Here is a 24,093-nt window from a genome sequence, read left to right as displayed (position 1 = left end):
ACGAGTGACCACCACCGGGCGGACTGCTGTGCCCGCCACCCGGAGGCGACGAGTGACCACCACCGGGCGGACTGCTGTGCCCGCCACCCGGAGGCGACGAGTGGCCGCCCCCCGGAGGCGAGGAGTGACCGCCACCGGGCGGGGTGCTGTGACCACCACCGCACGTGTCGCCGTAGCCCCCGCAGTCCTCGTCCGGGGCGTGGCTGCCGGTGACCTGGTCCCCGTACCCGGAGTGGCTCTCGTCGGCGCCCCCGTACCCGGAGTCGCTGTCGTCGGCGCCCCCGTACCCGGAGTGGCTCTCGTCGGCGCCCCCGTACCCGGAGTCGCTTTCGTCGGAGCCCCCGTACCCGGAGTCGTCGTCGCCGTAGGGGGTGGCGGCCGAGCGGTGGCGGTGCGCGGCCGTGGCCGACCGGTCGGCGCAGGAGTCGCCGAACGCGGGGTCGAGCGCGGCGACGACGTCGACGGAGTCGCCGCAGGCGTTCGCCGGGACCCGCACCAGCGTCCGGACGTGGTCGCCCGACAGGACTCCGGGCGCTTCCTTGGCCGCCCCCTCGGCCTGCGAGTCCGCGAGGGCGTAGCCGCCCCCGCACAGGGACAGCATGCTCGTCGCGGCGGCCGCCGCGACCATTCCCCTGCTCAGGGTCTGTCGCAATCTCGTGGTCTTCCTGCTCGAAGAAGTGGGAAAGCCGGCCCTGGACCACAGGAATGTCGTCCAAGGCCGGCTCGATCCAGCCGTACAGCCGGAGGTGTCGCGTCGTCAGTCGTTGACGCAGACGTTGCCGCCGGTCGGGTTCAGCGCGGCGATGACGTTGATCGAGTTGCCGCACACGTTGACCGGGATGTGGATCGGAACCTGGACGACGTTGCCCGACAGGACGCCCGGCGAGCCGATGGCCGCACCGTTGGCGCCCGCGTCGGCGAAGGCGGGGGCGGCCCCGCCCATGGCCAGGATCAGACCCGCGACAACAGCAGCGCTCTTCTTCATGGATTTCCCTTCTCTGCGGTCATGCCCAGATGACGGTCGAAACCGAGCGAGCGCAACCGGAAGGGCTCGCACCATGACCCGCAGGCTGCAAACGAGAGATAGACGGCGGAAGAAACTGAGGAACACGCGGCGCGCGGGAATTCACTCGAACGCCTTCATATAATCGACAGGTCGGGCCCATCAGGGGAGAAACGATTCACCTGAACGGCTGGGCAGAACCCGGAAAGAGGGCCGGAAAGAGGGCCGGAAAAGAACCGCGAAAAAACCGGACCGCCGTACGGCCGCCGGAAGAGCGGCGGACCGTACGGCGGTCGGCGGTGAACGTCAGCCGTTGGCCACACCGTTGCCCGAGAGGGCGGAGATGTCGTCCACGAGGTGCGACAGCGGCTCGTCGCCCTTGGCCTGGGTGCTGTTCTCGGCGCACTGCTGGTTCTGCGGAGCGGACAGGACCGGGATGTCCTGGACGCCGATGTTGGCGAGGACGGCGACGAGCGACTGCACGTCGGCCTTGACCGGCAGGCCCACACAGAGCTTGTTGGCGGTGCCCTGGACCAGGGTCGCCTGGGGGCTCATGTCGCCCTTCGTCACCGAGTTGCCGAACGCCTCGTGCGCCCCGTTGCCGCTGGCGGAGGTCGTGCCCGCGTCGTCCCCGATGGCAAGCGCCTGGGGGGCGACAGCCGCCGACACTCCGATGACGGAAGCGGCGACCGCAGCCGCGGCCATTGCCTTCTTCAGCATTTCGCTAGTCCTTTCCCTGTCCTGGCTCCGGGCCAGGACCATGTGCCTGCCACCGAACCAACCGGATCTTCCCCGTTTGGTTGCGGAGCTTCACCCGATCGGTTTTCCCGGAACGCCGGGCCGCGTTCACTCCGATGGGCCATCGGAGTGAATTCGAGGAACCAAAGCGCGAGTCTGCGGTTGAACCAGAGCGCTCCGGTGGACGGGGTTTTCACGAAAGGGACTTACAAGTGATCAAGAAGGTACTGGCCACCGCTGCTGTCGCCGCCTCCGTCGTCGGCGCTTCCGCCGTCGCAGCGGCCCCGGCTCTCGCCATCGGCAACGACAGCGGCACGACGTCGGCCAGCGGCAACGGCGCGAGCCAGTCGTTCGGCAACTCGGCAACCTTCGGCAACATGAGCCCCCAGATGGCGCTCGTCCAGGGCTCCCTCAACAAGCCCTGCATCGGTCTGCCGGCGAAGGCCAACGTGCAGTCGATCCTCGCGCTCGTCAACGTCGGCGTGCAGGACATCCCGATCCTGTCGGCGCCGCAGAACCAGCAGTGCGTCGAGAACAGCACCCAGGCCAAGGGCGACGAGCCGCTGTCGCACATCCTCGACGACATCTCCGCCCTCTCGGGCAACGGTGCGGCCAACCACTGACGCCGACGTGGTGAACGGGTTCTTTTCCTGAGCCCCGGGGTGGATCGGTCCGCCCGGACAGCGGGCCGCCGGATCATCGGCGGCCCGCTGTTCTAGCGTGCGGCGCGTGACGACGAAGAGAAACCTTTGGCCCCGCCGCCTGGCGATTCCCGGGATCGTCCTGGTCTCCGCCGGCGCGCTGCTCGGCAGTTCCGCGCTGCCCGGCCGGTCGGACGCCCCGCGGCCGATGAACGTCCTGCTGATGGGCACCGACGAACGGGACACCATCAGCGAGGCCGAGAAGCACGAGTTCCACGCCGGCGGCCAGCCCTGCGGCTGCACGGACGTCCTGATGCTGGTCCACCTCTCGGCCCACCGGGACCGCGTCAGCGTGATCGGTCTGCCCCGCGACTCCGCAGCGCAGATCCCGCCGTACCGCCAAGGAGCCGACGGCAAGGAACGGCCGCCGCATCCGGCGAAGCTCAACGCCGCCTTCCAGGAGGGCGGACCGGAGCTCGCCGTGCGGACCGTGGAGTCGATGACCGGGGTGCGCGTCGACCGGTTCGTGCAGGTGGACTTCCGGCGCTTCATGGACACGGTGAACGAGGCCGGCGGCGTCGAGGTGTGCACGCCGCGACCGCTGAAGGACTCCGCGACCGAGCTGGACCTCGCACCCGGCAAACACCGGCTGGACGGCGGCCGGGCCCTGCAGTACGTCCGGTCGCGGCACGTCGACTCCAGCGCCGACCTCGGCCGCATCCAGCGTCAGCAGCGGTTCCTGGTGCAGGCGTGGCGCGGGCTGCAGGCGCGCGGGCTGCTCGGCGACCCCGTGCGCACGCTGCGCCTGGTGCGCACGCTGCTCGGGTCCGGTCAGCAGGGTTTCTCGGTGAACGAGCTCGCCCAGGAAGCGGCCGCGCTGCGCGGGCTGCCCGCCTCCGCCACGGAGTTCACGACCGTGCCGATCGCCGGGTTCGTCCCGGCGTCCGTGGGGATCGGCTCGGCGCTGGCCTGGGACGAGCACAGGGCCGAGGCGCTGTTCGCGAAGGTGCGCGCGGACCAGCCGCTGGTCGACGACGGCGAGGACCCCCGGCCCGCCGACCCGCCGACCGTCCTCGGCAGCACGGTGCCGGTGCGCGGGAGCGCGTACGCGTGCACCTGAGGGGTGCGCGTCCGCCGTGCGCTGGGCCGATCGGGGCACACCACGCAACCCGGGGCGGGTTCCGGGCGTTGTGGATCACGCAGCTCCTCCTCCGGAGTCCGCCTTTCGAAGGGAACGAACATGAAGAAGCTGTGGGCATCCGCGGCGCTCGCCGTCTCGGTCGCCGGTCTCGCGGCCGTGACGGCCCCGCAGGCCCTGGCCATCGGCGACGACAGCGGCACCACGTCCGCCAGCGGCAACGGCGCCTCGTCGGAGTTCGGCAACTCGGCCACCTTCGGCGACATGAGCCCGCAGCTTTCGCTGGTCCAGGGATCGCTGAACAAGCCGTGCGTCGGCCTGCCGGTGAAGGCCAACGTGCAGTCGCTCATCGCGGCCCTCAACGTCGGCGTCCAGGACATCCCGATCCTGTCCGCCCCGCAGAACCAGCAGTGCGTCGAGAACAGCACCCAGGCCAAGGGCGACGAACCGCTGTCGCACATCCTGGACGACATCTCGGTCCTGGCCGGCAACGGCGGGGGCAACGGCTGAGCCGCAGCCCCACATAGCGCGACGGCGGGTCACCGGTTCTCCGGTGGCCCGCCGTTCCGTGTGCCGTGCGCCCCGTCGCCCGCGGCAGAGATCCTCGGTCGGGCGCCGGGGGCGGCGGCCGAGCCGACGACAGGCCGCCGGGACGGGCCCTAGGACACCACGTCCTTGCGGGCGAAGCCCCGGAAGGCGAGGGCGAACAGGACCAGGGCGTAGGTCACCGAGACGGCGGCGCCCTGGAGCATGCCGGACCACTCGGGGGTGGGCTGGACGGCGTCGGCCCAGGCGAACTGCCAGTGCGCGGGCAGGAAGTCGCGCCAGTCGCCGAGGGCGGTGACGGCGTCCAGGACGTTGCCGACGATGGTCAGGCCGACCGCGCCGCCGACGGCGCCCAGCGGGGCGTCGGTCTTCGTCGACAGCCAGAACGCCAGCCCGGCGGTGACCAGTTGGGAGACGAAGACGTACCCGACGACGACCACCAGCCGCTGGGCCGCCGTGCCCGGGGCGAGCGCGCCGCCGGTGGGCAGCTCCAGCGGGCCCCAGCCGTAGGCCGCGGTGCCGACGGCGAGGGCGACGACCGGCAGCAGGACCATCGCGGCCAGGCTCAGCCCGAGGCCGACGACGAGCTTGGACCACAGCAGGCGGGCGCGGGGCACGGGCGCGGCGAGCAGGTAGCGCAGGGAGGACCAGCCGGCCTCCGAGGCGACCGTGTCCCCGCAGAACAGGGCGACCGGGATGACCAGCAGGAAGCCGGCCGACACGAACAGGTTGACGGCGGCGAAGTTGGCGCCCGAGGCCGTCGCGGTGTCCATGAGGGTCACCTGGTCGTTGCGGCCGCCGGGCTCGCCGCCGATCGCGAAGGCGATGAGCAGCACGAAGGGCAGGACGGCGAGGACCGCGCCCATGACCAGCGTGCGGCGGCGCTTGAGCTGGCGGACCAGTTCGACGCGCAGCGGCAGGGTCCGGCCCGCCTGGTAGCCGGAGGCGACCTCGGTGAGCGTGCTCATGCGGAACCTCCGATCAGGGTGAGGAAGGCGTCCTCCAGGCGGCGGTGCGGGCCGACCGAGGTCACCGGCACGTCGAGCCGGACGAGTTCGGCGACCAGGCGCTGGGCGGCGCCGTCGGCGTCCAGGCGGATCAGCAGTCCCTCCTCGGCGGGGAGGGCGGAGGCGACGCCGGGCAGCGCGGCGATCTTCTCGACGACCGGCCCCTCCACCGGGGCGGCGGTGCCCACGAGGAGGGTGTCGCCGGAGCCGACGATCTCGGCGACCGGGCCGGCCTGGATCAGCCGGCCGCGGTCCATCACCACGAGGTGCGTGCAGGACTGCTCGACCTCGGACAGCAGGTGGCTGGAGACGATGACCGTGCGGCCGGCCGCCGCGTAGCGGATCATCACCTCGCGCATCTCACGGATCTGCGGCGGGTCGAGGCCGTTGGTGGGCTCGTCGAGGATGAGCAGGTCGGGCAGGCCGAGCATGGCCTGGGCGATGGCGAGGCGCTGGCGCATGCCCTGCGAGTAGGTGCGCACCGCGCGGGCGAGGGCGTCGCCGAGGCCGGCGATCTCCAGGGCCTCGGCGAGGTGGGCGTCCTCGGCCGGGCGGCCGGTGGCCCGCCAGTACAGCTCCAGGTTCTCCCGGCCGGTCAGGTGCGGCAGGAAGCCGGCGCCCTCGACGAAGGAGCCGACACGGGAGAGGACGGGCGCGCCGGGGCGGATCGCGTGGCCGAAGACGCGGACCTCGCCGCCGTCGGGCGTGATCAGGCCCATCAGCATGCGCAGGGTCGTCGTCTTGCCCGCGCCGTTCGGGCCGAGCAGGCCGAGGACCTGGCCCTTCTCGACGCGGAAGGTCAGGTCGCGGACGCTGTAGCGGTCGCCGTTCGCGTACTTCTTGCTGAGGTCGGTGATCTGGAGGGGGACCTCGGCGAGCGCGGGGTCGAGGGTGGGGCCGGCGGTGCGCCGGCGAGCGGACAGGAGCAGGGCGAGCGCGACGGCCGCACCGGCGAGGGGGAGCCACCAGACCCAGGACGGCAGCGGGGCGGCGGCCGTCGTCACGGCGGGTGCGGTGGGGACCTTCAGGTCGCCCTTCACGGAGACGGTGTACGTCGCCGGGGCCGTCGGGGAGGCGTAGCCGAGGTCGGTGGAGGCGAGGACCAGGCGCAGCCGGTGGCCCTCCTCGACCTTGTGATCGATCGCCGGGAGCGTGATCGTGACGTCCTTGCCGGACTCGGCGCCCTCGATGCGGACCGGGGTGACGAGCTGGGAGGGCAGCACCTGGCGCCCGCCGCCGCCGACGTCGTAGACCTTGGCGAAGAGAACGGCGGTGTCGGACGTCGACTTCACGTGGACGGTGACCGTCGGGGAGCCGGTGACGCGCAGGTCGCCGGCGACCGGGGCGGAGTCGAAGGCGGCGAACTGGCCGGGAAAGTCGAGGGAGACGCCGACGCCGAGGGAGGAGAGCTGGGCGAGGCCCCCGCCGCCGAGGCCGGGCAGCGCGGAGACGGCCGGCGGGGTGGCGCCGGGCGGGTTGGCGAAGGACTGCTCCTCGCGGCGGCCGGTGAGCGGGAAGGAGCGGTCGTCGTGGTGCAGGCCGGGGTACCTGTCCGCGCTCGCGCCCCTCAGCCGGGCCGCGCCGTCGGTGGAGTCGACGCCTCCGGTGCGGGTGACGCGGAAGGCGGGGCCGGTGTCGGCGGACTCGTCGCCCTTGAGGTACCGGTCGAACCAGGCGTTCACGCGGGCCTGGACGCGGCCGGCCTCCAGGTCGCCGCCGTCGTGGCCGCCCGCGATCCAGTCGACGTCGACCGGCGCGCCGTTCGCGCGGATCGCCTTCGCGGCCGCGTCGGACTGGGCGAGGGTGAACAGGGAGTCGGTCTGGCCCTGAAGCAGAAGGGTGGGGACCTTGATGCGGGCGGCGACGGCGGACGGCGAGCGCGCTTCGAGGAGTTCGCGGGCGGCGGCGTCCGGGGCGCCTGACTCGGCGACGCGCTCGTACATCGCGGCCAGCGCGGGGGTGAAGCGGGCGGAGCCGCCGCCGGTGTTGAAGAAGACGCCGGCCCACAGCTTCTTGAACACGCCGTCGGGGAACAGGGCGTCCGCGAGGTTCCAGTAGGTGATCGCGGGCGCGACGGCGTCGACGCGGGCGTCGTAGCCGGCGGCCAGCAGGGAGACCGCGCCGCCGTAGGAGGCGCCGGCCACGCCCACGCGCGGGTCGCCCGGCTTGTCGAGCTGCACCTGGGGCTGCTTCGCGAGCCAGTCGATCAGCCGGGAGACGTCGGCCACCTCGCCGTTCGGGTCGTTCAGCCCGATCTTGCCGGTGGACCTGCCGAAGCCGCGCGCCGACCAGGTCAGCACCGCGTACCCGTCACGGGCGAGCTTCTCGGCCTGCGGCCTGACGTCGTCCTTGCTGCCGCCGAAGCCGTGCGCGAGGAGGACGGCGGGGCGGCGGCCGGAGCCGCCGGCGGTGAAGTAGGAGGTGTCCAGCCGTACGCCGTCCACCGCCATGACCCGGTCGGCGCTGTGCACGGCGGGCGTGTCGTCGCCGGCGGCGACGGCCGTCCAGGTACCGGCGCCGGCGAGTACGGCGACGGCGGCCACGGCGGAGACGATCCGTCGTGGCCGCCGTGGTCCTCGCAGACCGGGCAGTCGAAGATCCATGCTTCAACCGTACGGGGTGAACCTGTCGTGGAGTTGTCGACCGTGGGCCGAATCGGCCCCCCTCCCGGCGGCGTACGCGACGGCCCCGGCGTACCGCAGGCGCGGTACGCGGCGAGCCTCAGTCGCGCGCGTCCTCGGGGAGGGACACCAGCCAGCGGGTGGCGCGGCGCGGGCGGAGGTAGAGGCCCCAGTACAGGGTGGCGACGGCGGTGATGCCGCCGGTCCACAGGAGGTAGCGCGTCTCCTGCTGGGTGAGGATGTAGCCGAGGACGGCGATCAGCAGGACCGGCAGGACCGGCCACAGGGGCATGCGCCAGGCGGAGGTGTGCCGGTGGTGGCCGCGGCGGGCGAGCAGCGCGGCGACGGCGACCAGCAGGTACATTCCGGTCACCGAGACCCCGGTGACGCCGTACAGGGTGTCCAGGTTCACGAAGCAGAGCAGCGCGCCGGGGATGCCGACGGCGAGCGTGGCGACCCAGGGGGAGCCGAAGCGGCCGAGCTTGGAGAGGACGTCGTTGACGGGCTGCGGCCAGGCCTTGTCGCGGGCGGAGGCGAACAGGACGCGGGAGTTCTGGATGACCATCACGATGCCGGCGTTGATGATCGCGAGCGCCACGCAGAGGCTGACGAAGGCGCCGACCGCGGAATTTGACCAGGCGGTCACCATGGAGCCGATGTCGCCGCCGGTGAGCTGGGAGAGGTCGGAGGCGCCGATGGTGATGGCGACGACCGGGACCAGGATGATCACCGTGGAGATGGCGAGGGTGGCCAGGACCGTGCGGGCGACGTTGCGGCGCGGGTGCTCCAGTTCCTCGGAGAGGTAGACGGCGGTCGAGAAGCCCTGGGTGACGAAGAGGGCGATGGCCAGGCCGGAGACGACCAGCATGGCGGTGACAGCGTCGGTGTGGCCGTCCGCGCCGGCGACCTGGAGGGACACCAGGCTGCCGGCGCCGCGGTGCCCGTGGGCGAAGCCAAGGACGGCCACCACGGCGGCCGCGATGACCTCCAGGACGAGGAAGACGCCGGTGATCCAGGCGTTGGCGCGCAGGTCGAGCAGACCGGCGAGGGTGGCGAGCAGCATGACGCCGGCGCCCGCGAGGGCGGGGTCCAGGTGGACGATCGGGGCGAGGTAGTCGGCCGTGCCCATCGCGATCACCGGCGGGACGATCATGACGACGAGGAGGGAGAGGACGAAGACCAGCCAGCCGGCGAGCCGTCCGGCCAGGGTCGACACCATGGCGTACTCGCCGCCCGCGCTGGGGATGAGGGTGCCCAGCTCCGAGTAGCAGAACGCCACGGCGATACAGAGCAGGGAGCCGATCGCGATCGTGAGGGCGGTCGCGGTGCCGAGGGTGCCGAACAGGTCGGGGACGACGACGAACAGGGTGGAGGCGGGGGTGACGCAGGAGAGGGTGAGAAGGGTGCCGCCGACGACTCCGATGGAGCGCTTGAGCTTCTGGGGGCTGTCGGACGCCTGAGGGAGGGCGGTCTCGACAGGGCGGAGCGTGTCGGTCATGCGGCGATTCCGATCGACTCGTGCGGATGCCTCCGGCGGCTGTGGTGGTGCTGCATGGAACCCCGACGAAAACCGGTGCGTCAATAGGTGTTCACCTACGGAATCCGTAGGTACAAGGCAGCTTTGGCTGCGCTTATGGTCGTTCGACGCTAGTGGGCACTGCGGCTCGGGGCGTGCTGGAACCGCAGGCCGGACGCCGAAAAAACGGTGAAGCCGTCCGGAGTCCGGACGGCTTCACCAGGAAGAGCGGGTGGGTCAGTGGTTGCGCGGGAAGCCCAGGTCGACGCCGGCGGGGCCGTCCGCCGGGTCGGGCCAGCGGGTGGTGACGACCTTGCCGCGGGTGTAGAAGTGCGTGCCGTCGTTGCCGTAGACGTGGTGGTCGCCGAAGAGCGAGTCCTTCCAGCCGCCGAAGCTGTGGTAGCCGACGGGGACCGGGATCGGGACGTTCACGCCGACCATGCCGGCCTCGATCTCCAGCTGGAAGCGACGGGCCGCGCCGCCGTCCCGGGTGAAGATCGCGGTGCCGTTGCCGAACGGCGAGCCGTTGATGAGGGCCACGCCCTCGTCGTAGGTGTCCACCCGCAGCACGCACAGCACCGGGCCGAAGATCTCGTCCCTGTAGGCCTTGGCCGTCGTCGGCACCTTGTCGAGGAGCGAGATGCCGATCCAGTGGCCGTCCTCGTAGCCGTCCACCGTGTGGCCGGTGCCGTCGAGGACGACCTCCGCGCCCTCCGCCGCCGCACCCGTCACGTAGGACGCCACCTTGTCCCGGTGGACCTTGGTGATCAGCGGGCCCATCTCCGACGCCGGGTCGTTGCCGGGGCCGATCTTGATCTTCTCGGCGCGCTCGCGGATCTTCTGCACCAGCTCGTCGCCGATCGCGCCGACCGCCACCACCGCGGAGATCGCCATGCAGCGCTCGCCGGCCGAGCCGTACGCGGCGGACACGGCGGCGTCGGCAGCCGCGTCCAGGTCCGCGTCGGGCAGGACCAACATGTGGTTCTTCGCGCCGCCCAGGGCCTGCACGCGCTTGCCGTTGGCCGAGGCCGTGGCGTGGATGTAGCGGGCGATCGGCGTCGAGCCGACGAAGGAGACGGCCTTGACGTCCGGGTGCTCCAGCAGGCGGTCGACGGCCACCTTGTCACCATGGACGACGTTGAACACGCCGTCCGGCAGACCTGCCTCGGCGAGCAGTTCGGCCAGCCTGACCGCCGCCGACGGGTCCTTCTCGCTGGGCTTCAGCACGAAGGTGTTGCCGGTCGCGATGGCGATCGGGAACATCCACATCGGGACCATCGCCGGGAAGTTGAACGGCGTGATGCCCGCGACGACGCCGAGCGGCTGGCGGATGGACGACACGTCCACGCGGCTGGCCACCTCGGTGGACAGCTCGCCCTTCAGCTGCACGGTGATCCCGCACGCCAGGTCCACGATCTCCAGGCCGCGCGCGACCTCGCCGAGCGCGTCGCTGTGCACCTTGCCGTGCTCGGCGGTGATCAGCTCGGCGATCTCGTCCCGGTGCGCGTCCAGCAGCGCCCGGAACGCGAAGAGGATCGTGGTGCGCTTGGCGAGGGACGACGTGCCCCAGGTGGCGAACGCGTCCTTGGCGGCGGCGACCGCCGCGTCGACCTCGTCGACGGTGGCGAACGCGACCTTCGTGGTGACCGCGCCGGTCGCGGGGTCGGTGACCGGCCCGTACGTGCCCGACGCGCCCTCGACGGTCTTGCCGCCGATCCAGTGGTTGACGATCTTCGTCATGACCGAGTGCTCCTTCACAGATGGCGGCGTCGGGTGGAGACGTGCCGTTCGTACAGCTCACGTGCCTTCACCGCGGAGGGACGGGTCGCGGTCTCGGCCACAGGTACATCCCACCAGGCCTGCGCCGGCGGCGGGCCCGACACAGTGTCGGCCGTTTCGGTCTCGACGTAGACACATGTGGGAGTGTCGGCGCGCCGCGCCTCGGCGAGGGCCTCGCGCAGTTCGCGGACTGTCTTGGCTCGCAGCACGCGCATGCCGAGGCTGGCCACGTTCGCGGCCAGGTCGACGGGCAGTGGGGCCCCGGTGAACGTGCCGTCGTCCGCGGTGTAGCGGTAGGCCGTGCCGAACCGCTCGCCGCCCACCGACTCCGAGAGGCCGCCGATCGAGGCGTAGCCGTGGTTCTGCACGAGCAGGACCTTGATCGCGATTCCCTCCTGCACGGCCGTCACGATCTCCGTCGGCATCATCAGATACGTGCCGTCGCCCACCAGCGCCCAGACGGTGCGCTCGGGAGCGGCCAGCTTCACGCCGATCGCGGCCGGGATCTCGTAGCCCATGCAGGAGTAGCCGTACTCCAGGTGGTACTGGTCCCGTGACCGCGCCCGCCACAGTTTGTGCAGGTCGCCGGGGAGCGAACCGGCCGCGTTGATGATCACGTCCGACTCGTCGACGAGTGCGTCGAGCGCGCCGAGCACCTGCGACTGGGTCGGACGGACGTCGGGCTCGTCGGCCTCGTAGCAGGCGTCGACGCGCTGCTCCCAGCGCTCCTTGTCCTCGCCGTACTCGGTGACGTAGGCGTCGGCGACCCGGTGGCCGTGCGAGCGCAGCGCCTCGGTCAGGGCGTCCAGGCCGCTGCGGGCGTCCGCGACCAGCGGGAGGCCTGCGAGCTTGTGACCGTCGAAGGAGGCGATGTTCAGGTTGAGGAAGCGGACGCCGTCGCCCTGGAACAGGGTGTTGGACGCCGTGGTGAAGTCGGTGTAGCGGGTGCCGACGCCGATCACCAGGTCGGCCGTGCGGGCGAGTTCGTCCGCCGTCGCGGTGCCGGTGTGGCCGACGCCGCCCACGTCCTGGGGATGGTCGTGGCGCAGGGAGCCCTTGCCGGCCTGGGTGGAGGCGACCGGGATGCCGGTGGCCTCGGCGAAGGCGGCGAGGGCCTCCTCGGCGCGGCTGTGGTGGACGCCGCCGCCCGCGACGACGAGCGGGCGGCGGGCCGCCCGGACCGCCCGGACGGCCTCGGCCAGCTCGGCCGGGTCGGCGCCCGGACGGCGCACGGTCCAGGTGCGTTCGGCGAAGAACTCGTCGGGCCAGTCGTAGGCCTCGGCCTGGACGTCCTGGGGCATGGCCAGCGTCACGGCCCCGGTCTCCACCGGGTCGGTGAGCACCCGCATCGCCTGGAGCGCCGCCGGGATCAGGGCCTCGGGACGGGTGACGCGGTCGAAGTACCGCGACACCGGACGCAGGCAGTCGTTGACCGACAGGTCGCCCGCGTACGGCACTTCGAGCTGCTGCAGGACCGGGTCCGCGACCCGGGTGGCGAAGATGTCGCCGGGCAGCAGCAGGACCGGGAGGTGGTTGACGGTGGCGAGGGCGGCGCCGGTGACCAGGTTGGTCGCGCCGGGGCCGATCGACGTCGTCACCGCGTGGGTGGACAGCCGGTTGGACTGGCGGGCGTAGCCGACGGCCGCGTGGACCATCGACTGCTCGTTGCGGCCCTGGTGGAACGGCATGTCGTCGCCGTACTCGACCAGCGCCTGGCCGAGGCCCGCCACGTTGCCGTGGCCGAAGATGCCCCAGGTCGCGCCGATCAGCCGCTGCCGTTCGCCGTCGCGCTCGGTGTACTGGGCGGCGAGGAAGCGCACCAGCGCCTGGGCCACGGTGAGCCTGGTGGTCATCGGTAACCCCCTTCTGCGTGGGCCGGGTGGAAGCAGATCCGCCACTCGCGGGTCTCGCCCGGGCCGGCCATGACGTTGAGGTAGTACATGGCGTGACCGGGCTGGGCGATCGACGGGCCGTGCCAGCCGTCGGGGACGAGGACGGCGTCGCCGGAGCGGACCTCGGCGAGGACGTCGGATCCTCCCTCGCGGGAGGGGGACACGCGCTGGTAGCCGAATCCGTGCGGGCCGTCGATCTCGAAGTAGTAGATCTCCTCCAGCTCGGCCTCCTCGCCCGGCCGGTGCTCGTCGTGCTTGTGCGGCGGATACGACGACCAGTTGCCGCCGGGGGTGATCACCTCGACGGCGATCAGCCTGTCGCAGTCGAAGGCGTCGGCGGAGGCGAAGTTGCGCACGTGGCGAAGCCGGTTGCCGCTGCCGCGCTCTTCGACGGGGACCTCCGGCGCGGGGCCGTAGCGGGCGGGGAGTCGTCGCTCGCACTTCGCTCCTGCCAGGGCGAAGCGGCCTCCCGCGCCGGAGGCGATCTGGACCCGGGCGTCGCGGGGAACGTACGCGAAGTCGGAGACCGACGCGAACACCGTTTCCCTGCCCAGGAGTTGGAACTCTTCTTCGTCTGCTCGCACGGTACATCCGCCTTCCAGGGGAAGGACGATCCACTCGCTGCCGCCGGTGGCGAAGGTGTGGGCGCCGCCCGGCTCCAGCTCGACGATCCGCAGGCTGGAGTAGCCCCAGCCGGCCCGCTCGGGGCCGATGTCGAGGGCGTAGCCGTCGCCGGCGGTGGCGCCGTGCGGGAGGTACAGGTCGGGTTGCGGCTCTGTGTTCGTCATGCGGCCCTCACAGCAGTCCTACGGCGGTGTCCACGGCGGCGGCGACGTCCCCGTCGGCCGGGTACAGCAGCGAACGCCCGACCACCAGGCCCCGGACGGTGGGCAGGTGCAGCGCCCCGCGCCACTTCTCGTACGCGCCGTCCTGGTCGTCGCCCACCTCGCCGCCCAGCAGGACGGCGGGGAGGGTGGAGGTCTCCATGACCTGGGCCATGTCGTCGGGGTTGTCGGTGACCGGGACCTTCAGCCAGGTGTAGGCGGAGGTCCCGCCCAGGCCGGAGGCGATGGCGATCGACTTGGTGACGGCCTCGGCGGACAGGTCGTTGCCCAGCCTTCCGTCGGGGCCGCGCCGGCTGATGAACGGCTCGACGAAGAGGGGGAGCCGGCGGGCGGCCATGTCGTCGACGGCGCGGGCGGTGGTCTCCAGCGTGGTGAGGGAGCCCGGGTCGTCGTAGTCGATGCGCAGCAGCAGCTTGCCCGCGTCGAAGTTCAGCCGCTCGATGTCCTCGGCGCGGTGGCCGGTGAAGCGGTCGTCGAGTTCGAAGACGGCGCCCTGGAGGCCGCCGCGGTTCATGGAGCCCATGACGACCTTGCCGTCCAGGGCGCCGAGCAGGAGCAGGTCGTCGAGGATGTCGGCGGTCGCGAGGACCCCGTCGACGCCGGGCCGCGACAGCGCCAGGCAGAGGCGTTCCAGCAGGTCGGCGCGGTTGGCCATGGCCAGCTTGTCGCCGCCCACGCCGAGCGCGCCGCGGGCCGGGTGGTCGGCGGCGACGATCATCAGCCGGCCGGAGTCGCCGAGCAGCGGGCGGCGCGGGCGGCGGGCGGCCGCCTCGGCGATCGCCTCGGGGTACTGCGTGCGCAGCCGGACCAGTTCGGAGACGTCGACGTTCGTCACAGGACGGCCCCCGCCTCGATGGCCGCTTCCACTTCGTCCGGGGTCGGCATCGCGGAGGAGCACTCCAGACGGGAGGCGACGATGGCGCCGGCCGCGTTGGCGTGGCGCATGATCCTCTCCAGGTCCCAGCCGGCGAGCAGGCCGTGGCAGAGGGAGCCGCCGAAGGCGTCGCCGGCGCCGAGGCCGTTGAGGACGTTCACCGGCAGCGGCGGGACCTCGGCGGACACGCCCTGGCGGTCGACGGCGAGGACGCCCTTGGGACCCTGCTTGACGACGGCCAGCTCGACGCCCGCGTCCAGCAGTGCCTGTGCCGCCGCCCGCGGCTCGCGCAGCCCGGTGGCGACCTCCACCTCGTCGAGGTTGCCGACGGCGACCGTGGCGTGCTTCAGGGCCTCGGCGTAGAACGGGCGGGCGACGCCGGCCGGGTCGCCGCCTGACGGGTCCTTCCAGAACATCGGCCGCCAGTCGAGGTCGAAGACCGTGATGCCGGCCTTGGCCCGGTGGGCGAGGGCGGCGAGGGTCGCGGTCCGGCTGGGCTCCTCGCTCAGACCGGTGCCGGTGACCCAGAAGACACGGGCCTCGCGCACCGCGTCGAGGTCCAGCTCATGGGCGTCGATCTCCAGGTCCGGCGCCTTGGGCTGCCGGTAGAAGTACAGCGGGAAGTCGTCCGGCGGGAAGACCTCGCAGAAGGTGACCGGCGTGGGCAGCCCGGGCACGGGCGTGACCCAGCGGTCGTCGACGCCGAAGCCGCGCAGGGCCTCGTGCAGATACGCGCCGAAGGGGTCGTCGCCGGTGCGGGAGATCACCGCCGTCTCCCGGCCGAGGCGGGCGGCGGCCACGGCGACGTTGGTCGCCGAGCCCCCCAGGAACTTCCCGAAGGACGTGACCTGCGGGAGCGGGACGCCCGTCTGCAGCGGATAGAGGTCCACCCCTATCCGCCCCATGGTGATCAGGTCGTACGCCATCGAGTTCCCTTCGCAGTCGGCACAGCCCCCGAAGACCGCTCACGGCACGTCCTCGGCGCACGTCCCGTATCGGCTCTCACGGCTTTCTAGCCCCGCACGGCGGGCCCTGTCAATGTTTTGTCCAGACATTCGGACCAGCCCTTGACACCCCTCCGGCGACACCGCACGCTGACGGCCATGACGTCGTTGTCACCTGAGTCCTCACTTTCCCGCATCCGGATCGGATCGGCCCCCGACAGCTGGGGCGTCTGGTTCCCCGACGACCCCGCCCAGGTCCCGTGGCGGCGCTTCCTCGACGAGGTCGCGCAGTCCGGCTACGAGTGGATCGAGCTCGGCCCCTACGGCTATCTGCCGACCGATCCCGCGGTCCTGGCCGAGGAGACGTCCAGGCGCGGGCTGAAGGTGTCGGCGGGCACGGTCTTCACCGGCCTGCACCACGGCGAGGCCGTGTGGGAGAAGACCTGGGCGCACGTCGCGGACAACGCGGCCCTCGCCCAGGCGATGGGCGCACGGCATCTGGTCGTCATCCCCTCGTTCTGGCGGGACGACAAGACCGGCGACGTGCTGGAACCGGACACGCTGACCCCCGAGCAGTGGCGCGCCCTGACCTCGCTGACCGAACGGCTCGGCAAGGAGGTGCGGGAGCGCTACGGGCTGCGGATCGTCGTCCACCCGCACGCCGACACCCACATCGACAGCGAGGAGAACGTCGTCCGGTTCCTGGACGGCACCGACTCCGACCTCGTCTCGCTGTGCCTGGACACCGGCCACTACGCGTACTGCGGCGGCGACAGCGTCAAGCTGATCGAGACCTACGGCGAACGCATCGGCTACCTGCACCTCAAGCAGGTCGACCCGGAGATCCTGGCGGACGTGCGGGCGAAGGGCACGCCGTTCGGGCCGGCCGTCGCCCAGGGCGTGATGTGCGAGCCCCCGACCGGCGTGCCCGCGCTCGGACCCGTCCTGGAGGCGGCGCAGAAACTGGACGTGGACCTGTTCGCGATCGTCGAGCAGGACATGTACCCGTGCGCGCCGGACACCCCGCTGCCCATCGCCCGGCGGACGCGGGCCTTCCTGCGGTCCTGCGGGGCGTAGCCCTCAGGGACGCCATCGCGCCGCCGACGCCGTCCGCGCTCGCGGCGCCCGCCGCGGCGCGAGCACCCCGAGCGTCGCGTGTGCCGCGTGTGCCGCGTGTGCCCTCGTGTGGCACGCGTGTCACAAACACCTCTCTTCTGTCACACATGTCGCGCCTACGCGGGTTGTCCGTCACCAACCGTCGACATTCGCTTCCGCAAGGTCACCGGCTGCCGTTCACCGGGCACAGGCTCGTTGATCGCCAGCGCAGCGCCGGGCTCCCCCCGGCGGCCTCCCGGCCGCCGCCCGCGCGCGCGGGGAGGTGCAGCTCATGACCGACCGAAGGCTCTGGTCCTACAAGGAGATCGCGGCGCACATCAAGGTGCAGCCGGACACCGTACGGTCCTACCGCAAACACGGACTGCTGCCCCCGCCCGACCGGGTCGAGGGCGGCAAGCCCTACTGGTACGCCGACACCGTCCGCGCCTGGGTCGCCTCCCGACCGGGCAACCGGGGACGCGCTCTGGACTGACCCGGCCGAAGAGGAAAACCGACCCGGCCGAAGAGGAGATTCGCCTGTGCCCCACCGACGCGTGGGGCACACTGCCGTGGGTGGACTTCTCCGACAAACCCCTGCTCAGCGGCCCCAGGACCGTGCTGCGGCCCTTCACCGAGGCCGACGCCGAGACCATGGGCGAGATCATCGCCGACCCCGAGGTCGTCCGCTTCACCTTCCCGGCCGACGCCGACCTCACCCCGGAGCGGCTGCGCTCCTGGTACGGCTCCCGCTCCGCACAGCCCGACCGTCTGGACCTCGCCGTCACCGACCGCGCCACCGGCGAACTCGTGGGCGAGGTGGTGCTGCACGAGTGGGATCCGGACGCCCGCAGCTGCACCTTTCGCACGCTGATCGGCCCGCGGGGCCGCGACCGGGGGCTCGGCACCGAGGCGACCCGGCTCGTCGTCGGCCACGGTTTCGAGCGACTGGGCCTGCACCGCGTCCAGTTGGGGCTGTACGGCGACAACGGCCGGGCCCGCCGCGTCTACGAGAAGGTCGGGTTCGTGGTCGAGGGAGTGCGGCGGGAGGCCGCGCTGCGCGAGGGCGTGTGGGTGGACGAGGTGCTCATGGCGATCCTGGACCGCGAATGGAGCGGGCCGCGTGCCGCCGTCAGGCCCACGGCTCGATGACCGTCACCCCCGCGCCCTGGGCACCGCCCAGGTCCGCCAGCGCGGCCGGCGCGGCGTCCAGCGCGATCACCGACGTCACCAGGAGGTCGGGGCGCAGCGCCCCGGCCCGCACCAGCTCCAGCATCTCGGGGTAGGCGTGGGCGGCCATGCCGTGACTGCCCAGGAGCTCCAGCTCCAGGGCGATGACCCGGGCCATCGGCACCGGGGTGACGCCGTCGGGCGAAGGCAGCAGTCCCACCTGGACGTGCCGCCCCCGGCGGCGCAGTCCGTTCACCGAGGCGGCACAGGTCACGGGTGAGCCGAGGGCGTCGAGCGAGAGGTGCGCGCCGCCGCCGGTCAGCTCGCGCACCGCCGCCGCCGTGTCCGGCACGCGGGTCGCGTCCACGCACTCCGCCGCGCCGAACCCGCGCGCCAGCTCCAGAGCCCGGGGTGAGACGTCCACGGCGACCACCCGCGCCCCGCTCGCCGCCGCGATCATCACCGCCGACAGGCCCACGCCTCCGCAGCCGTGCACCGCGACCCACTCCCCCGCCGCGAGCCGGCCCTGCCGCACGACCGCCCGGAACGCTGTGGCGAACCGGCAGCCGAGGGAGGCGGCGGTGGCGTACGACAGGTCGTCGGGGAGCCCGACCAGGTTCACGTCGGCATGGTCCAGGGCCACGTACTGGGCGAAGGAGCCCCAGTGCGTGAAGCCCGGCTGGGTCTGGCGTTCGCACACCTGGTGCTGACCGGCCGCGCAGGACGGGCAGCCGCCGCAGCCGCACACGAAGGGGACGGTGACCCGGTCGCCGGGCTTCCAGCCGGTGACCCGGGGTCCCGTCTCGACCACCACTCCGGCGAGTTCGTGACCGGGGACGTGCGGCAGGGCGATGTCCGGGTCGTGGCCCATCCAGCCGTGCCAGTCGCTGCGGCACAGGCCGGTGGCCTCGACGCGGACCACCACGCCGTGCTCCGCGGGCCGCGGGTCGGGCGTCTCCCGCACCTCGGCCCGCTCCCCGAACCGCTCGAACACCACAGCCCGCATACGCCCTCGCCTCGCCTTCCCCTTCGGGCTTCGCCTTCGCCTTCCCCCTCGGCTTCGGGCTTCGCCTTCGGCTTCGGGCTTCGGGCTTCGCCTTCGGGCTTCGCCTGTTTCGCCGAAGATCACCGCGAACGCTAGCCGTGCGCGGCGCCCCTGTCGCCCGCCGCTCCCCGACGCGGGCGCCCGCCACGCCGGACCATCCTTGGGGGAAATACCCCCTAGGGGTATAGTGGTCGAGGGATGGGACACCCCTCGAAGGCCCCGCCCTGCCTCACCTGCCCCGCCTGCCCCACGAGGAGAACGACATGACCGCTCAGACCGACACCCCGGGCTCCGTCACCACCGTCTACCAGGTGACCGGCATGAGCTGCGGCCACTGCGAGGGCGCCGTCTCCGGCGAGATCTCGGAGCTCGCCGGCGTCACCTCGGTGAAGGCCGTCGCCTCGACCGGCGAGGTCACGGTGGTCTCCGCCGCCGCGCTCGACGAGACCGCGGTGCGCGCCGCCGTCGCCGAGGCCGGCTTCGAACTGGTCGGCCAGGCCTGAGTCCCCGCTCGGCGCTCCCGCGGCGCCACCCTCGCGGCGTCGCTCTCCCGCGCGGCCCGAGGAACCCCTCCTGCACCCGCCGGGCCGTACCGACCAGCTGATACTGGTTCCGTACGGCCCGGCCCGCTTCCTGGAGCACGGACATGACCAGCACCGCCACCCCACCGCCGATAGCCGAACCGCCGGGCCCGACCGCCGAGGTGGAACTGATCGTCGGCGGGATGACCTGCGCCTCCTGCGCGGCCCGCGTGGAGAAGAAGCTCAACCGCATGGACGGCGTCACCGCGACGGTCAACTACGCCACCGAGAAGGCGAAGGTCCGCTACCCGGCCGGCGTCGAGGTCGCCGATCTCATCGCCACCGTGGTCAAGACCGGATACACCGCCGAGGAGCCCGCGCCCGAGCCGGTGCGCCACCGTCGGACCGACGGGACGGACGAGGCCGACCGGACGGGTGAGGAGAGGGGGGAGAGCCGGTCCGGGGATCCCGAACTCGCGGGCCTGCGCCACCGGGTCCTCGTCTCCGCCCTGCTCGCCGCGCCGGTCGTGCTGCTCGCGATGGTCCCGTCGCTGCAGTTCGACAACTGGCAGTGGCTGTCGCTGACGCTCGCCGCGCCCGTGGTCGTCTGGGGCGGCGGACCGTTGCACCGGGCCGCCTGGACCAACCTGCGGCACGGCGCGGCCACCATGGACACCCTGGTCTCCGTCGGCACCCTGGCAGCGCTCGGCTGGTCGCTGTGGGCGCTGTTCCTCGGCGACGCGGGCATGCCCGGCATGCGGCACCCCTTCGAGCTCACCGTCTCGCGCACGGACGGCGCCTCGACGATCTACCTGGAGGTCGCCGCCGGCGTCACCGTCTTCATCCTGCTCGGCCGCTACCTGGAGGCCCGCTCCAAGCGGCGCGCGGGGGCGGCGCTGCGCGCGCTGATGGAGCTGGGCGCGAAGGACGTGGCCGTGCTGCGCGAGGGCAGGGAGGTGCGGATCCCCGTCGACCGGCTGGCGGTCGGCGACCGGTTCGTCGTCCGGCCCGGGGAGAAGGTCGCCACCGACGGCACGGTCGTGGACGGCGTGTCCGCCGTGGACGCCTCGATGCTGACCGGCGAGTCCGTGCCGGTGGACGTCGGGCCCGGCGACGCCGTCACGGGCGCGACGGTGAACGCCGGCGGCCGGCTGGTCGTGGAGGCGGCCCGGATCGGCGCGGACACCCGGCTCGCCCGCATGGCCCGTCTCGTCGAGGAGGCGCAGACCGGCAAGGCCGAGGTGCAGCGGCTGGCCGACCGGATCTCCGGGGTCTTCGTGCCGGCGGTGCTGCTGCTCGCGGTCGCCGTCTTCGCCGGCTGGCTCGGCGCCACGGGAGACACGGTGGCCGCGTTCACGGCGGCCGTCGCCGTGCTGATCATCGCCTGCCCGTGCGCGCTCGGCCTCGCCACGCCCACCGCGCTGATGGTGGGCACCGGGCGCGGCGCCCAGCTCGGCATCCTCATCAAGGGCCCCGAGGTCCTGGAGTCCACGCGCCGCGTCGACACGGTCGTCCTGGACAAGACCGGAACGGTCACCACCGGCCGTATGACCCTGCAGGACGTGTGGAGCGCCGACGGCGTGGACGAGCGGGAGCTGCTGCGGCTGGCGGGCGCCCTGGAACACGCCTCCGAGCATCCGGTCGCCCGGGCGGTGGCGGCGGGCGCCGAGGAACGGGTCGGCGGGCTGCCGGCGGTCGAGCGGTTCGAGAACGTGCCGGGCCGGGGGGTGCGCGGGCGCGTGGAGGGCCGCGAGGTGGCCGTCGGGCGCCTCTTCGAGTCCGTCCCGCCGCAGGTGGCGCACGCCGCCGCCGAGGCCGAGCGGGAGGGCCGCACGGCCGTCGTCGTGGGCTGGGACGGAGTGGCGCGCGGTGTGCTCGCCGTCGCGGACGCGGTCAAGGAGACCAGCGCCGAGGCGGTGCGGGAGCTGCGCGCGCTGGGCCTCACGCCGGTGCTGCTGACCGGCGACAACCAGGTGGTCGCCGAGGCGGTCGCCCGGGCCGTCGGGATCGACCGGGTGATCGCCGGGGTGCTGCCGGAGGACAAGGTCGACGTCGTGCGGCGGCTCCAGGACGAGGGACGGGTCGTCGCCATGGTCGGGGACGGGGTGAACGACGCGGCCGCGCTCGCCGCGGCCGACCTGGGGCTGGCCATGGGGACGGGCACGGACGCGGCGATCGAGGCGAGCGACCTGACGCTGGTGCGCGGGGACCTGCGGGTGGCGGCGGACGCGATCCGGCTGTCGCGGCGGACCCTCGCCACGATCAAGGGCAACCTGGTGTGGGCCTTCGGCTACAACGTGGCCGCGCTGCCGCTGGCCGCGGCGGGGCTGCTGAACCCGATGATCGCGGGGGCGGCGATGGCGTTCTCGTCGGTGTTCGTCGTGACGAACAGTCTTCGGCTGCGCACGTTCACGTGAGACGCGCGGAGATACCGCCGAGTAGGACCAGGCCTTTGGCTGAGACCCCTGGAGTCCTGCGCGAGCCTCACATAAGCTCTTCACAAGGCTCGCGCATCATCCTTACGCTTGGGCCCCCATCGCCGTATCCGGGCTCTTGCGCATCTAACGGACATATGCAAGAGACACAGATCACAGTGATGCGAACGTAACCATCGAAGGGCTTCGACGGTCTAAGTTGACGATGTCGGCAAGCGTCTTGGGGGGCGCGACCTGACATCTGAGGATGTCTTGGGGGACGTCCTCGGAGATGCGTTGCCGGGGCACGTACACCGGGAAGCTTTGAGCGGCCCTCCCAGCGTGCGCTGTCCCGGCAGATCGCACACAGCGGTGGTACGGCGAGTTCTGCTCGTTCTGCTCAACCGCGGGCACGACAACCGAAGATGGTCACACAACAGCGAATTCAGGCGCTGTCCTCACAACGCCCGGCCGGATCCCGTGGGGGGAATCCGCACCGGGACATGGGAAGGCGCCCTGGTCGTCGGCCCGTGGGGGGACCGCCGCCGGGGCGCCTTCCGTATGCCCGCGCCCATCACGGCACACCGCGCAGGCGTGCTCTTCGAGAAGGACCGGCCCGTGCTCACGTCAGGGGCGCGGGGAACCGCACGACCAGCCACCGCGCACCCGCACCCGCACCCGCACCCGCACCCGCACCGGAACGAACCGCCCGCGCACACGACTGCCCGGGACGCAGGCCCCGGGCAGTCGGACATCACACGCGGATCACACGCGGGCCACCTGACGACGTGGCCCCACCGCCGGAGGCGTCAGCGCTCCTCGACCGGAACGAAGTCACGCTCGACGACACCCGTGTAGATCTGGCGCGGGCGGCCGATGCGGGAGCCGGGCTCCTTGATCATCTCGTGCCACTGGGCGATCCAGCCCGGGAGGCGGCCCAGGGCGAACAGGACCGTGAACATCTCGGTCGGGAAGCCCATGGCCCGGTAGATCAGGCCGGTGTAGAAGTCGACGTTCGGGTAGAGGTTGCGCGAGACGAAGTAGTCGTCGGAGAGCGCGTGCTCCTCCAGCTTCAGCGCGATGTCCAGGAGCTCGTCGGACTTGCCGAGGGCCGAGAGGACGTCGTGCGCCGCAGCCTTGATGATCTTGGCGCGGGGGTCGAAGGACTTGTACACCCGGTGGCCGAAGCCCATCAGGCGGACGCCGTCCTCCTTGTTCTTCACCTTGCGGATGAAGGAGTCGACGTCGCCGCCGTTGGCCTGGATGCCTTCGAGCATCTCCAGGACGGACTGGTTGGCGCCACCGTGCAGCGGGCCCCACAGGGCGTTGATGCCGGCCGAGATCGACGCGAACATGTTCGCCTGGGACGAGCCGACCAGACGGACCGTCGACGTCGAGCAGTTCTGCTCGTGGTCGGCGTGCAGGATCAGCAGCTTGTCGAGCGCGGAGACGACGACCGGGTCCAGGTCGTACTCCTGCGCCGGCACCGAGAACGTCATGCGCAGGAAGTTCTCGACGTAGCCCAGGTCGTTGCGCGGGTAGACGAACGGGTGGCCGATCGACTTCTTGTACGCGTACGCCGCGATCGTCGGGAGCTTGGCGAGCAGCCGGATCGTGGAGAGGTTGCGCTGCTTCTCGTCGAACGGGTTGTGGCTGTCCTGGTAGAACGTGGACAGCGCGGAGACCACCGACGACAGCATGGCCATCGGGTGGGCGTCGCGCGGGAAGCCCCTGTAGAAGTTCTTGACGTCCTCGTGCAGCAGGGTGTGCTGCGTGATGTCGTTCTGGAAGACGGTGAGCTCGTCGACGGTCGGCAGCTCGCCGTTGATCAGGAGGTAGGCGACCTCGAGGAAGGTCGACCGCTCGGCCAGCTGCTCGATCGGGTAGCCGCGGTACCGGAGGATGCCCTGCTCGCCGTCGAGGTACGTGATGGCGGATTTATAGGCGGCGGTGTTGCCGTAGCCGCTGTCCAGGGTCACCAGACCGGTCTGGGCGCGGAGCTTCCCGATGTCGAAGCCCTTGTCGCCGACGGTGCTGTCGATCACCGGGTAGGTGTACTCGCCGTCGCCGAACCGCAGTACTACAGCGTTGTTGGTGTGCTCGCTCACGTCATCCCTCACCGACGTTGTGCCTCTTCTTCGAGGTTGCCCTGACTGTCTCTACCATCCCCCATTTGGCGCAGGAGAGTGCACTCGGGGTCGACCATTGGGCTTATCGGCGGCACTCAGTGCCGCCAACCAGCTCATCCTGCCGCCTTGGTCACGGTTGGGGAAGTGCTCTGTGACCTTCGTGACTCATTTGATCGAT

General features: G+C 72.0%; 21 protein-coding genes. 8 read left to right on the top strand and 13 right to left on the bottom strand.

The window, feature by feature from the left end; all coding sequences use genetic code 11:
* The 3 genes from ACFVYK_RS09565 to ACFVYK_RS09555 all read right to left on the bottom strand — a co-directional run.
* On the bottom strand, nt 1–652 hold a 652-nt coding region (locus tag ACFVYK_RS09565; protein WP_389770716.1), incomplete at its 3' end, for a chaplin.
* A 105-nt stretch (nt 653–757) separates the two neighbouring features.
* Complete coding sequence (locus tag ACFVYK_RS09560; RefSeq protein WP_389770713.1) at nt 758–985, bottom strand: chaplin; 228 nt, start codon at nt 983–985, stop codon at nt 758–760.
* A gap of 324 nt (nt 986–1,309) precedes the next feature.
* Nucleotides 1,310–1,723 carry a rodlin gene (locus ACFVYK_RS09555; RefSeq protein WP_389770710.1) on the bottom strand — a complete coding sequence of 138 codons (414 nt, stop codon included), beginning with the start codon at nt 1,721–1,723 and terminating at the stop codon, nt 1,310–1,312.
* A gap of 230 nt (nt 1,724–1,953) precedes the next feature.
* Between ACFVYK_RS09555 and ACFVYK_RS09550 the strand changes: the two genes are divergently transcribed.
* The 3 genes from ACFVYK_RS09550 to ACFVYK_RS09540 all read left to right on the top strand — a co-directional run bounded on the left by ACFVYK_RS09550 (nt 1,954) and on the right by ACFVYK_RS09540 (nt 4,030).
* On the top strand, nt 1,954–2,364 hold the full coding sequence (locus tag ACFVYK_RS09550) for a rodlin (RefSeq protein ID WP_329410071.1): 411 nt from the start codon (nt 1,954–1,956) through the stop codon (nt 2,362–2,364).
* Nucleotides 2,365–2,470: 106 nt separating this feature from the next.
* Nucleotides 2,471–3,502: an LCP family protein gene (locus ACFVYK_RS09545; protein ID WP_389770707.1), complete on the top strand. Its 1,032-nt coding sequence runs from the start codon at nt 2,471–2,473 to the stop codon at nt 3,500–3,502.
* Between the two features lie 120 nt (nt 3,503–3,622).
* Entirely contained in the window at nt 3,623–4,030 is a 408-nt protein-coding gene (locus ACFVYK_RS09540) for a rodlin (protein WP_389770705.1), read from the top strand.
* Nucleotides 4,031–4,179: 149 nt separating this feature from the next.
* Here the strand turns inward: ACFVYK_RS09540 and ACFVYK_RS09535 are convergent, their stop codons facing one another.
* From ACFVYK_RS09535 to iolC, 8 genes are all read right to left on the bottom strand, one after another.
* Nucleotides 4,180–5,034 (bottom strand): ABC transporter permease, encoded by an 855-nt coding sequence (locus tag ACFVYK_RS09535; protein WP_389770703.1) that lies wholly within the window; start codon nt 5,032–5,034, stop codon nt 4,180–4,182.
* Nucleotides 5,031–7,676, bottom strand: a complete 2,646-nt coding sequence (locus ACFVYK_RS09530; protein ID WP_389770701.1) for an alpha/beta fold hydrolase — start codon at nt 7,674–7,676, stop codon at nt 5,031–5,033. Before ACFVYK_RS09530 ends, ACFVYK_RS09535 begins: the two co-directional genes overlap by 4 nt.
* A gap of 118 nt (nt 7,677–7,794) precedes the next feature.
* Complete coding sequence (locus tag ACFVYK_RS09525; RefSeq protein WP_389770698.1) at nt 7,795–9,192, bottom strand: APC family permease; 1,398 nt, start codon at nt 9,190–9,192, stop codon at nt 7,795–7,797.
* Nucleotides 9,193–9,447: 255 nt separating this feature from the next.
* Nucleotides 9,448–10,950 (bottom strand): CoA-acylating methylmalonate-semialdehyde dehydrogenase, encoded by a 1,503-nt coding sequence (mmsA, locus tag ACFVYK_RS09520; RefSeq protein WP_389770697.1) that lies wholly within the window; start codon nt 10,948–10,950, stop codon nt 9,448–9,450.
* Between the two features lie 14 nt (nt 10,951–10,964).
* Nucleotides 10,965–12,842, bottom strand: a complete 1,878-nt coding sequence (gene iolD, locus ACFVYK_RS09515) for a 3D-(3,5/4)-trihydroxycyclohexane-1,2-dione acylhydrolase (decyclizing) (RefSeq protein WP_389770694.1) — start codon at nt 12,840–12,842, stop codon at nt 10,965–10,967.
* Nucleotides 12,839–13,669, bottom strand: coding sequence for a 5-deoxy-glucuronate isomerase (iolB, locus tag ACFVYK_RS09510; protein ID WP_389770691.1), 831 nt, complete (start codon nt 13,667–13,669; stop codon nt 12,839–12,841). The genes iolD and iolB overlap by 4 nt, the downstream gene beginning before the upstream one ends.
* Nucleotides 13,670–13,676: 7 nt before the next feature.
* Nucleotides 13,677–14,561, bottom strand: a complete 885-nt coding sequence (locus ACFVYK_RS09505; RefSeq protein ID WP_389770689.1) for a deoxyribose-phosphate aldolase — start codon at nt 14,559–14,561, stop codon at nt 13,677–13,679.
* Nucleotides 14,558–15,526, bottom strand: coding sequence for a 5-dehydro-2-deoxygluconokinase (gene iolC / locus ACFVYK_RS09500; protein WP_389770686.1), 969 nt, complete (start codon nt 15,524–15,526; stop codon nt 14,558–14,560). The genes ACFVYK_RS09505 and iolC overlap by 4 nt, the downstream gene beginning before the upstream one ends.
* 177 nt (nt 15,527–15,703) lie before the next feature.
* Here iolC and ACFVYK_RS09495 point away from each other — a divergent pair, with 177 nt between their 5' ends.
* The 3 genes from ACFVYK_RS09495 to ACFVYK_RS09485 all read left to right on the top strand — a co-directional run bounded on the left by ACFVYK_RS09495 (nt 15,704) and on the right by ACFVYK_RS09485 (nt 17,788).
* On the top strand, nt 15,704–16,621 hold the full coding sequence (locus ACFVYK_RS09495) for a sugar phosphate isomerase/epimerase family protein (RefSeq protein WP_389770683.1): 918 nt from the start codon (nt 15,704–15,706) through the stop codon (nt 16,619–16,621).
* 310 nt (nt 16,622–16,931) lie between these two features.
* Nucleotides 16,932–17,132, top strand: coding sequence for a helix-turn-helix transcriptional regulator (locus tag ACFVYK_RS09490; RefSeq protein ID WP_389770681.1), 201 nt, complete (start codon nt 16,932–16,934; stop codon nt 17,130–17,132).
* A gap of 80 nt (nt 17,133–17,212) precedes the next feature.
* The gene (locus ACFVYK_RS09485) at nt 17,213–17,788 is read left to right on the top strand and encodes a GNAT family N-acetyltransferase (RefSeq protein ID WP_389770678.1); all 576 of its coding nucleotides are present in this window, start codon (nt 17,213–17,215) and stop codon (nt 17,786–17,788) included.
* On the opposite strand, the gene ACFVYK_RS09480 is transcribed toward ACFVYK_RS09485, so the two are convergent.
* On the bottom strand, nt 17,769–18,812 hold the full coding sequence (locus tag ACFVYK_RS09480) for a zinc-dependent alcohol dehydrogenase family protein (protein ID WP_389770676.1): 1,044 nt from the start codon (nt 18,810–18,812) through the stop codon (nt 17,769–17,771). The genes ACFVYK_RS09485 and ACFVYK_RS09480 overlap by 20 nt on opposite strands.
* Before the next feature lie 302 nt (nt 18,813–19,114).
* On the opposite strand from ACFVYK_RS09480, the gene ACFVYK_RS09475 reads away from it, so the two are divergent.
* The gene (locus ACFVYK_RS09475; RefSeq protein WP_389770673.1) at nt 19,115–19,354 is read left to right on the top strand and encodes a heavy-metal-associated domain-containing protein; all 240 of its coding nucleotides are present in this window, start codon (nt 19,115–19,117) and stop codon (nt 19,352–19,354) included.
* Nucleotides 19,355–19,497: 143 nt separating this feature from the next.
* On the top strand, nt 19,498–21,789 hold the full coding sequence (locus tag ACFVYK_RS09470) for a heavy metal translocating P-type ATPase (RefSeq protein WP_389770670.1): 2,292 nt from the start codon (nt 19,498–19,500) through the stop codon (nt 21,787–21,789).
* 806 nt (nt 21,790–22,595) lie between these two features.
* Here the strand turns inward: ACFVYK_RS09470 and ACFVYK_RS09465 are convergent.
* Nucleotides 22,596–23,894 (bottom strand): citrate synthase, encoded by a 1,299-nt coding sequence (locus ACFVYK_RS09465; RefSeq protein ID WP_389770667.1) that lies wholly within the window; start codon nt 23,892–23,894, stop codon nt 22,596–22,598.
* Between the last annotated feature and the right edge of the window lie 199 nt (nt 23,895–24,093).

Origin of the sequence: Streptomyces sp. NPDC058291 (genome assembly GCF_042880855.1) — a bacterium.
Lineage (GTDB): Bacteria > Actinomycetota > Actinomycetes > Streptomycetales > Streptomycetaceae > Streptomyces.
This window is presented reverse-complemented; position numbering and strand designations above follow the sequence as displayed.

What these genes read in the sequence shown, in the direction of transcription:
- iolD (WP_389770694.1), bottom strand. Translation starts at nt 12,842, where the DNA reads ATGACCACCAGGCTCACCGTGGCCCAGGCGCTGGTGCGCTTCCTCGCC.
- ACFVYK_RS09535 (WP_389770703.1), bottom strand. Translation starts at nt 5,034, where the DNA reads ATGAGCACGCTCACCGAGGTCGCCTCCGGCTACCAGGCGGGCCGGACC.
- ACFVYK_RS09490 (WP_389770681.1), top strand. Translation starts at nt 16,932, where the DNA reads ATGACCGACCGAAGGCTCTGGTCCTACAAGGAGATCGCGGCGCACATC.
- ACFVYK_RS09555 (WP_389770710.1), bottom strand. Translation starts at nt 1,723, where the DNA reads ATGCTGAAGAAGGCAATGGCCGCGGCTGCGGTCGCCGCTTCCGTCATC.
- ACFVYK_RS09540 (WP_389770705.1), top strand. Translation starts at nt 3,623, where the DNA reads ATGAAGAAGCTGTGGGCATCCGCGGCGCTCGCCGTCTCGGTCGCCGGT.
- ACFVYK_RS09495 (WP_389770683.1), top strand. Translation starts at nt 15,704, where the DNA reads ATGACGTCGTTGTCACCTGAGTCCTCACTTTCCCGCATCCGGATCGGA.
- iolB (WP_389770691.1), bottom strand. Translation starts at nt 13,669, where the DNA reads ATGACGAACACAGAGCCGCAACCCGACCTGTACCTCCCGCACGGCGCC.
- ACFVYK_RS09525 (WP_389770698.1), bottom strand. Translation starts at nt 9,192, where the DNA reads ATGACCGACACGCTCCGCCCTGTCGAGACCGCCCTCCCTCAGGCGTCC.
- ACFVYK_RS09480 (WP_389770676.1), bottom strand. Translation starts at nt 18,812, where the DNA reads ATGCGGGCTGTGGTGTTCGAGCGGTTCGGGGAGCGGGCCGAGGTGCGG.
- ACFVYK_RS09470 (WP_389770670.1), top strand. Translation starts at nt 19,498, where the DNA reads ATGACCAGCACCGCCACCCCACCGCCGATAGCCGAACCGCCGGGCCCG.
- ACFVYK_RS09560 (WP_389770713.1), bottom strand. Translation starts at nt 985, where the DNA reads ATGAAGAAGAGCGCTGCTGTTGTCGCGGGTCTGATCCTGGCCATGGGC.
- ACFVYK_RS09530 (WP_389770701.1), bottom strand. Translation starts at nt 7,676, where the DNA reads ATGGATCTTCGACTGCCCGGTCTGCGAGGACCACGGCGGCCACGACGG.
- iolC (WP_389770686.1), bottom strand. Translation starts at nt 15,526, where the DNA reads ATGGCGTACGACCTGATCACCATGGGGCGGATAGGGGTGGACCTCTAT.
- mmsA (WP_389770697.1), bottom strand. Translation starts at nt 10,950, where the DNA reads ATGACGAAGATCGTCAACCACTGGATCGGCGGCAAGACCGTCGAGGGC.
- ACFVYK_RS09475 (WP_389770673.1), top strand. Translation starts at nt 19,115, where the DNA reads ATGACCGCTCAGACCGACACCCCGGGCTCCGTCACCACCGTCTACCAG.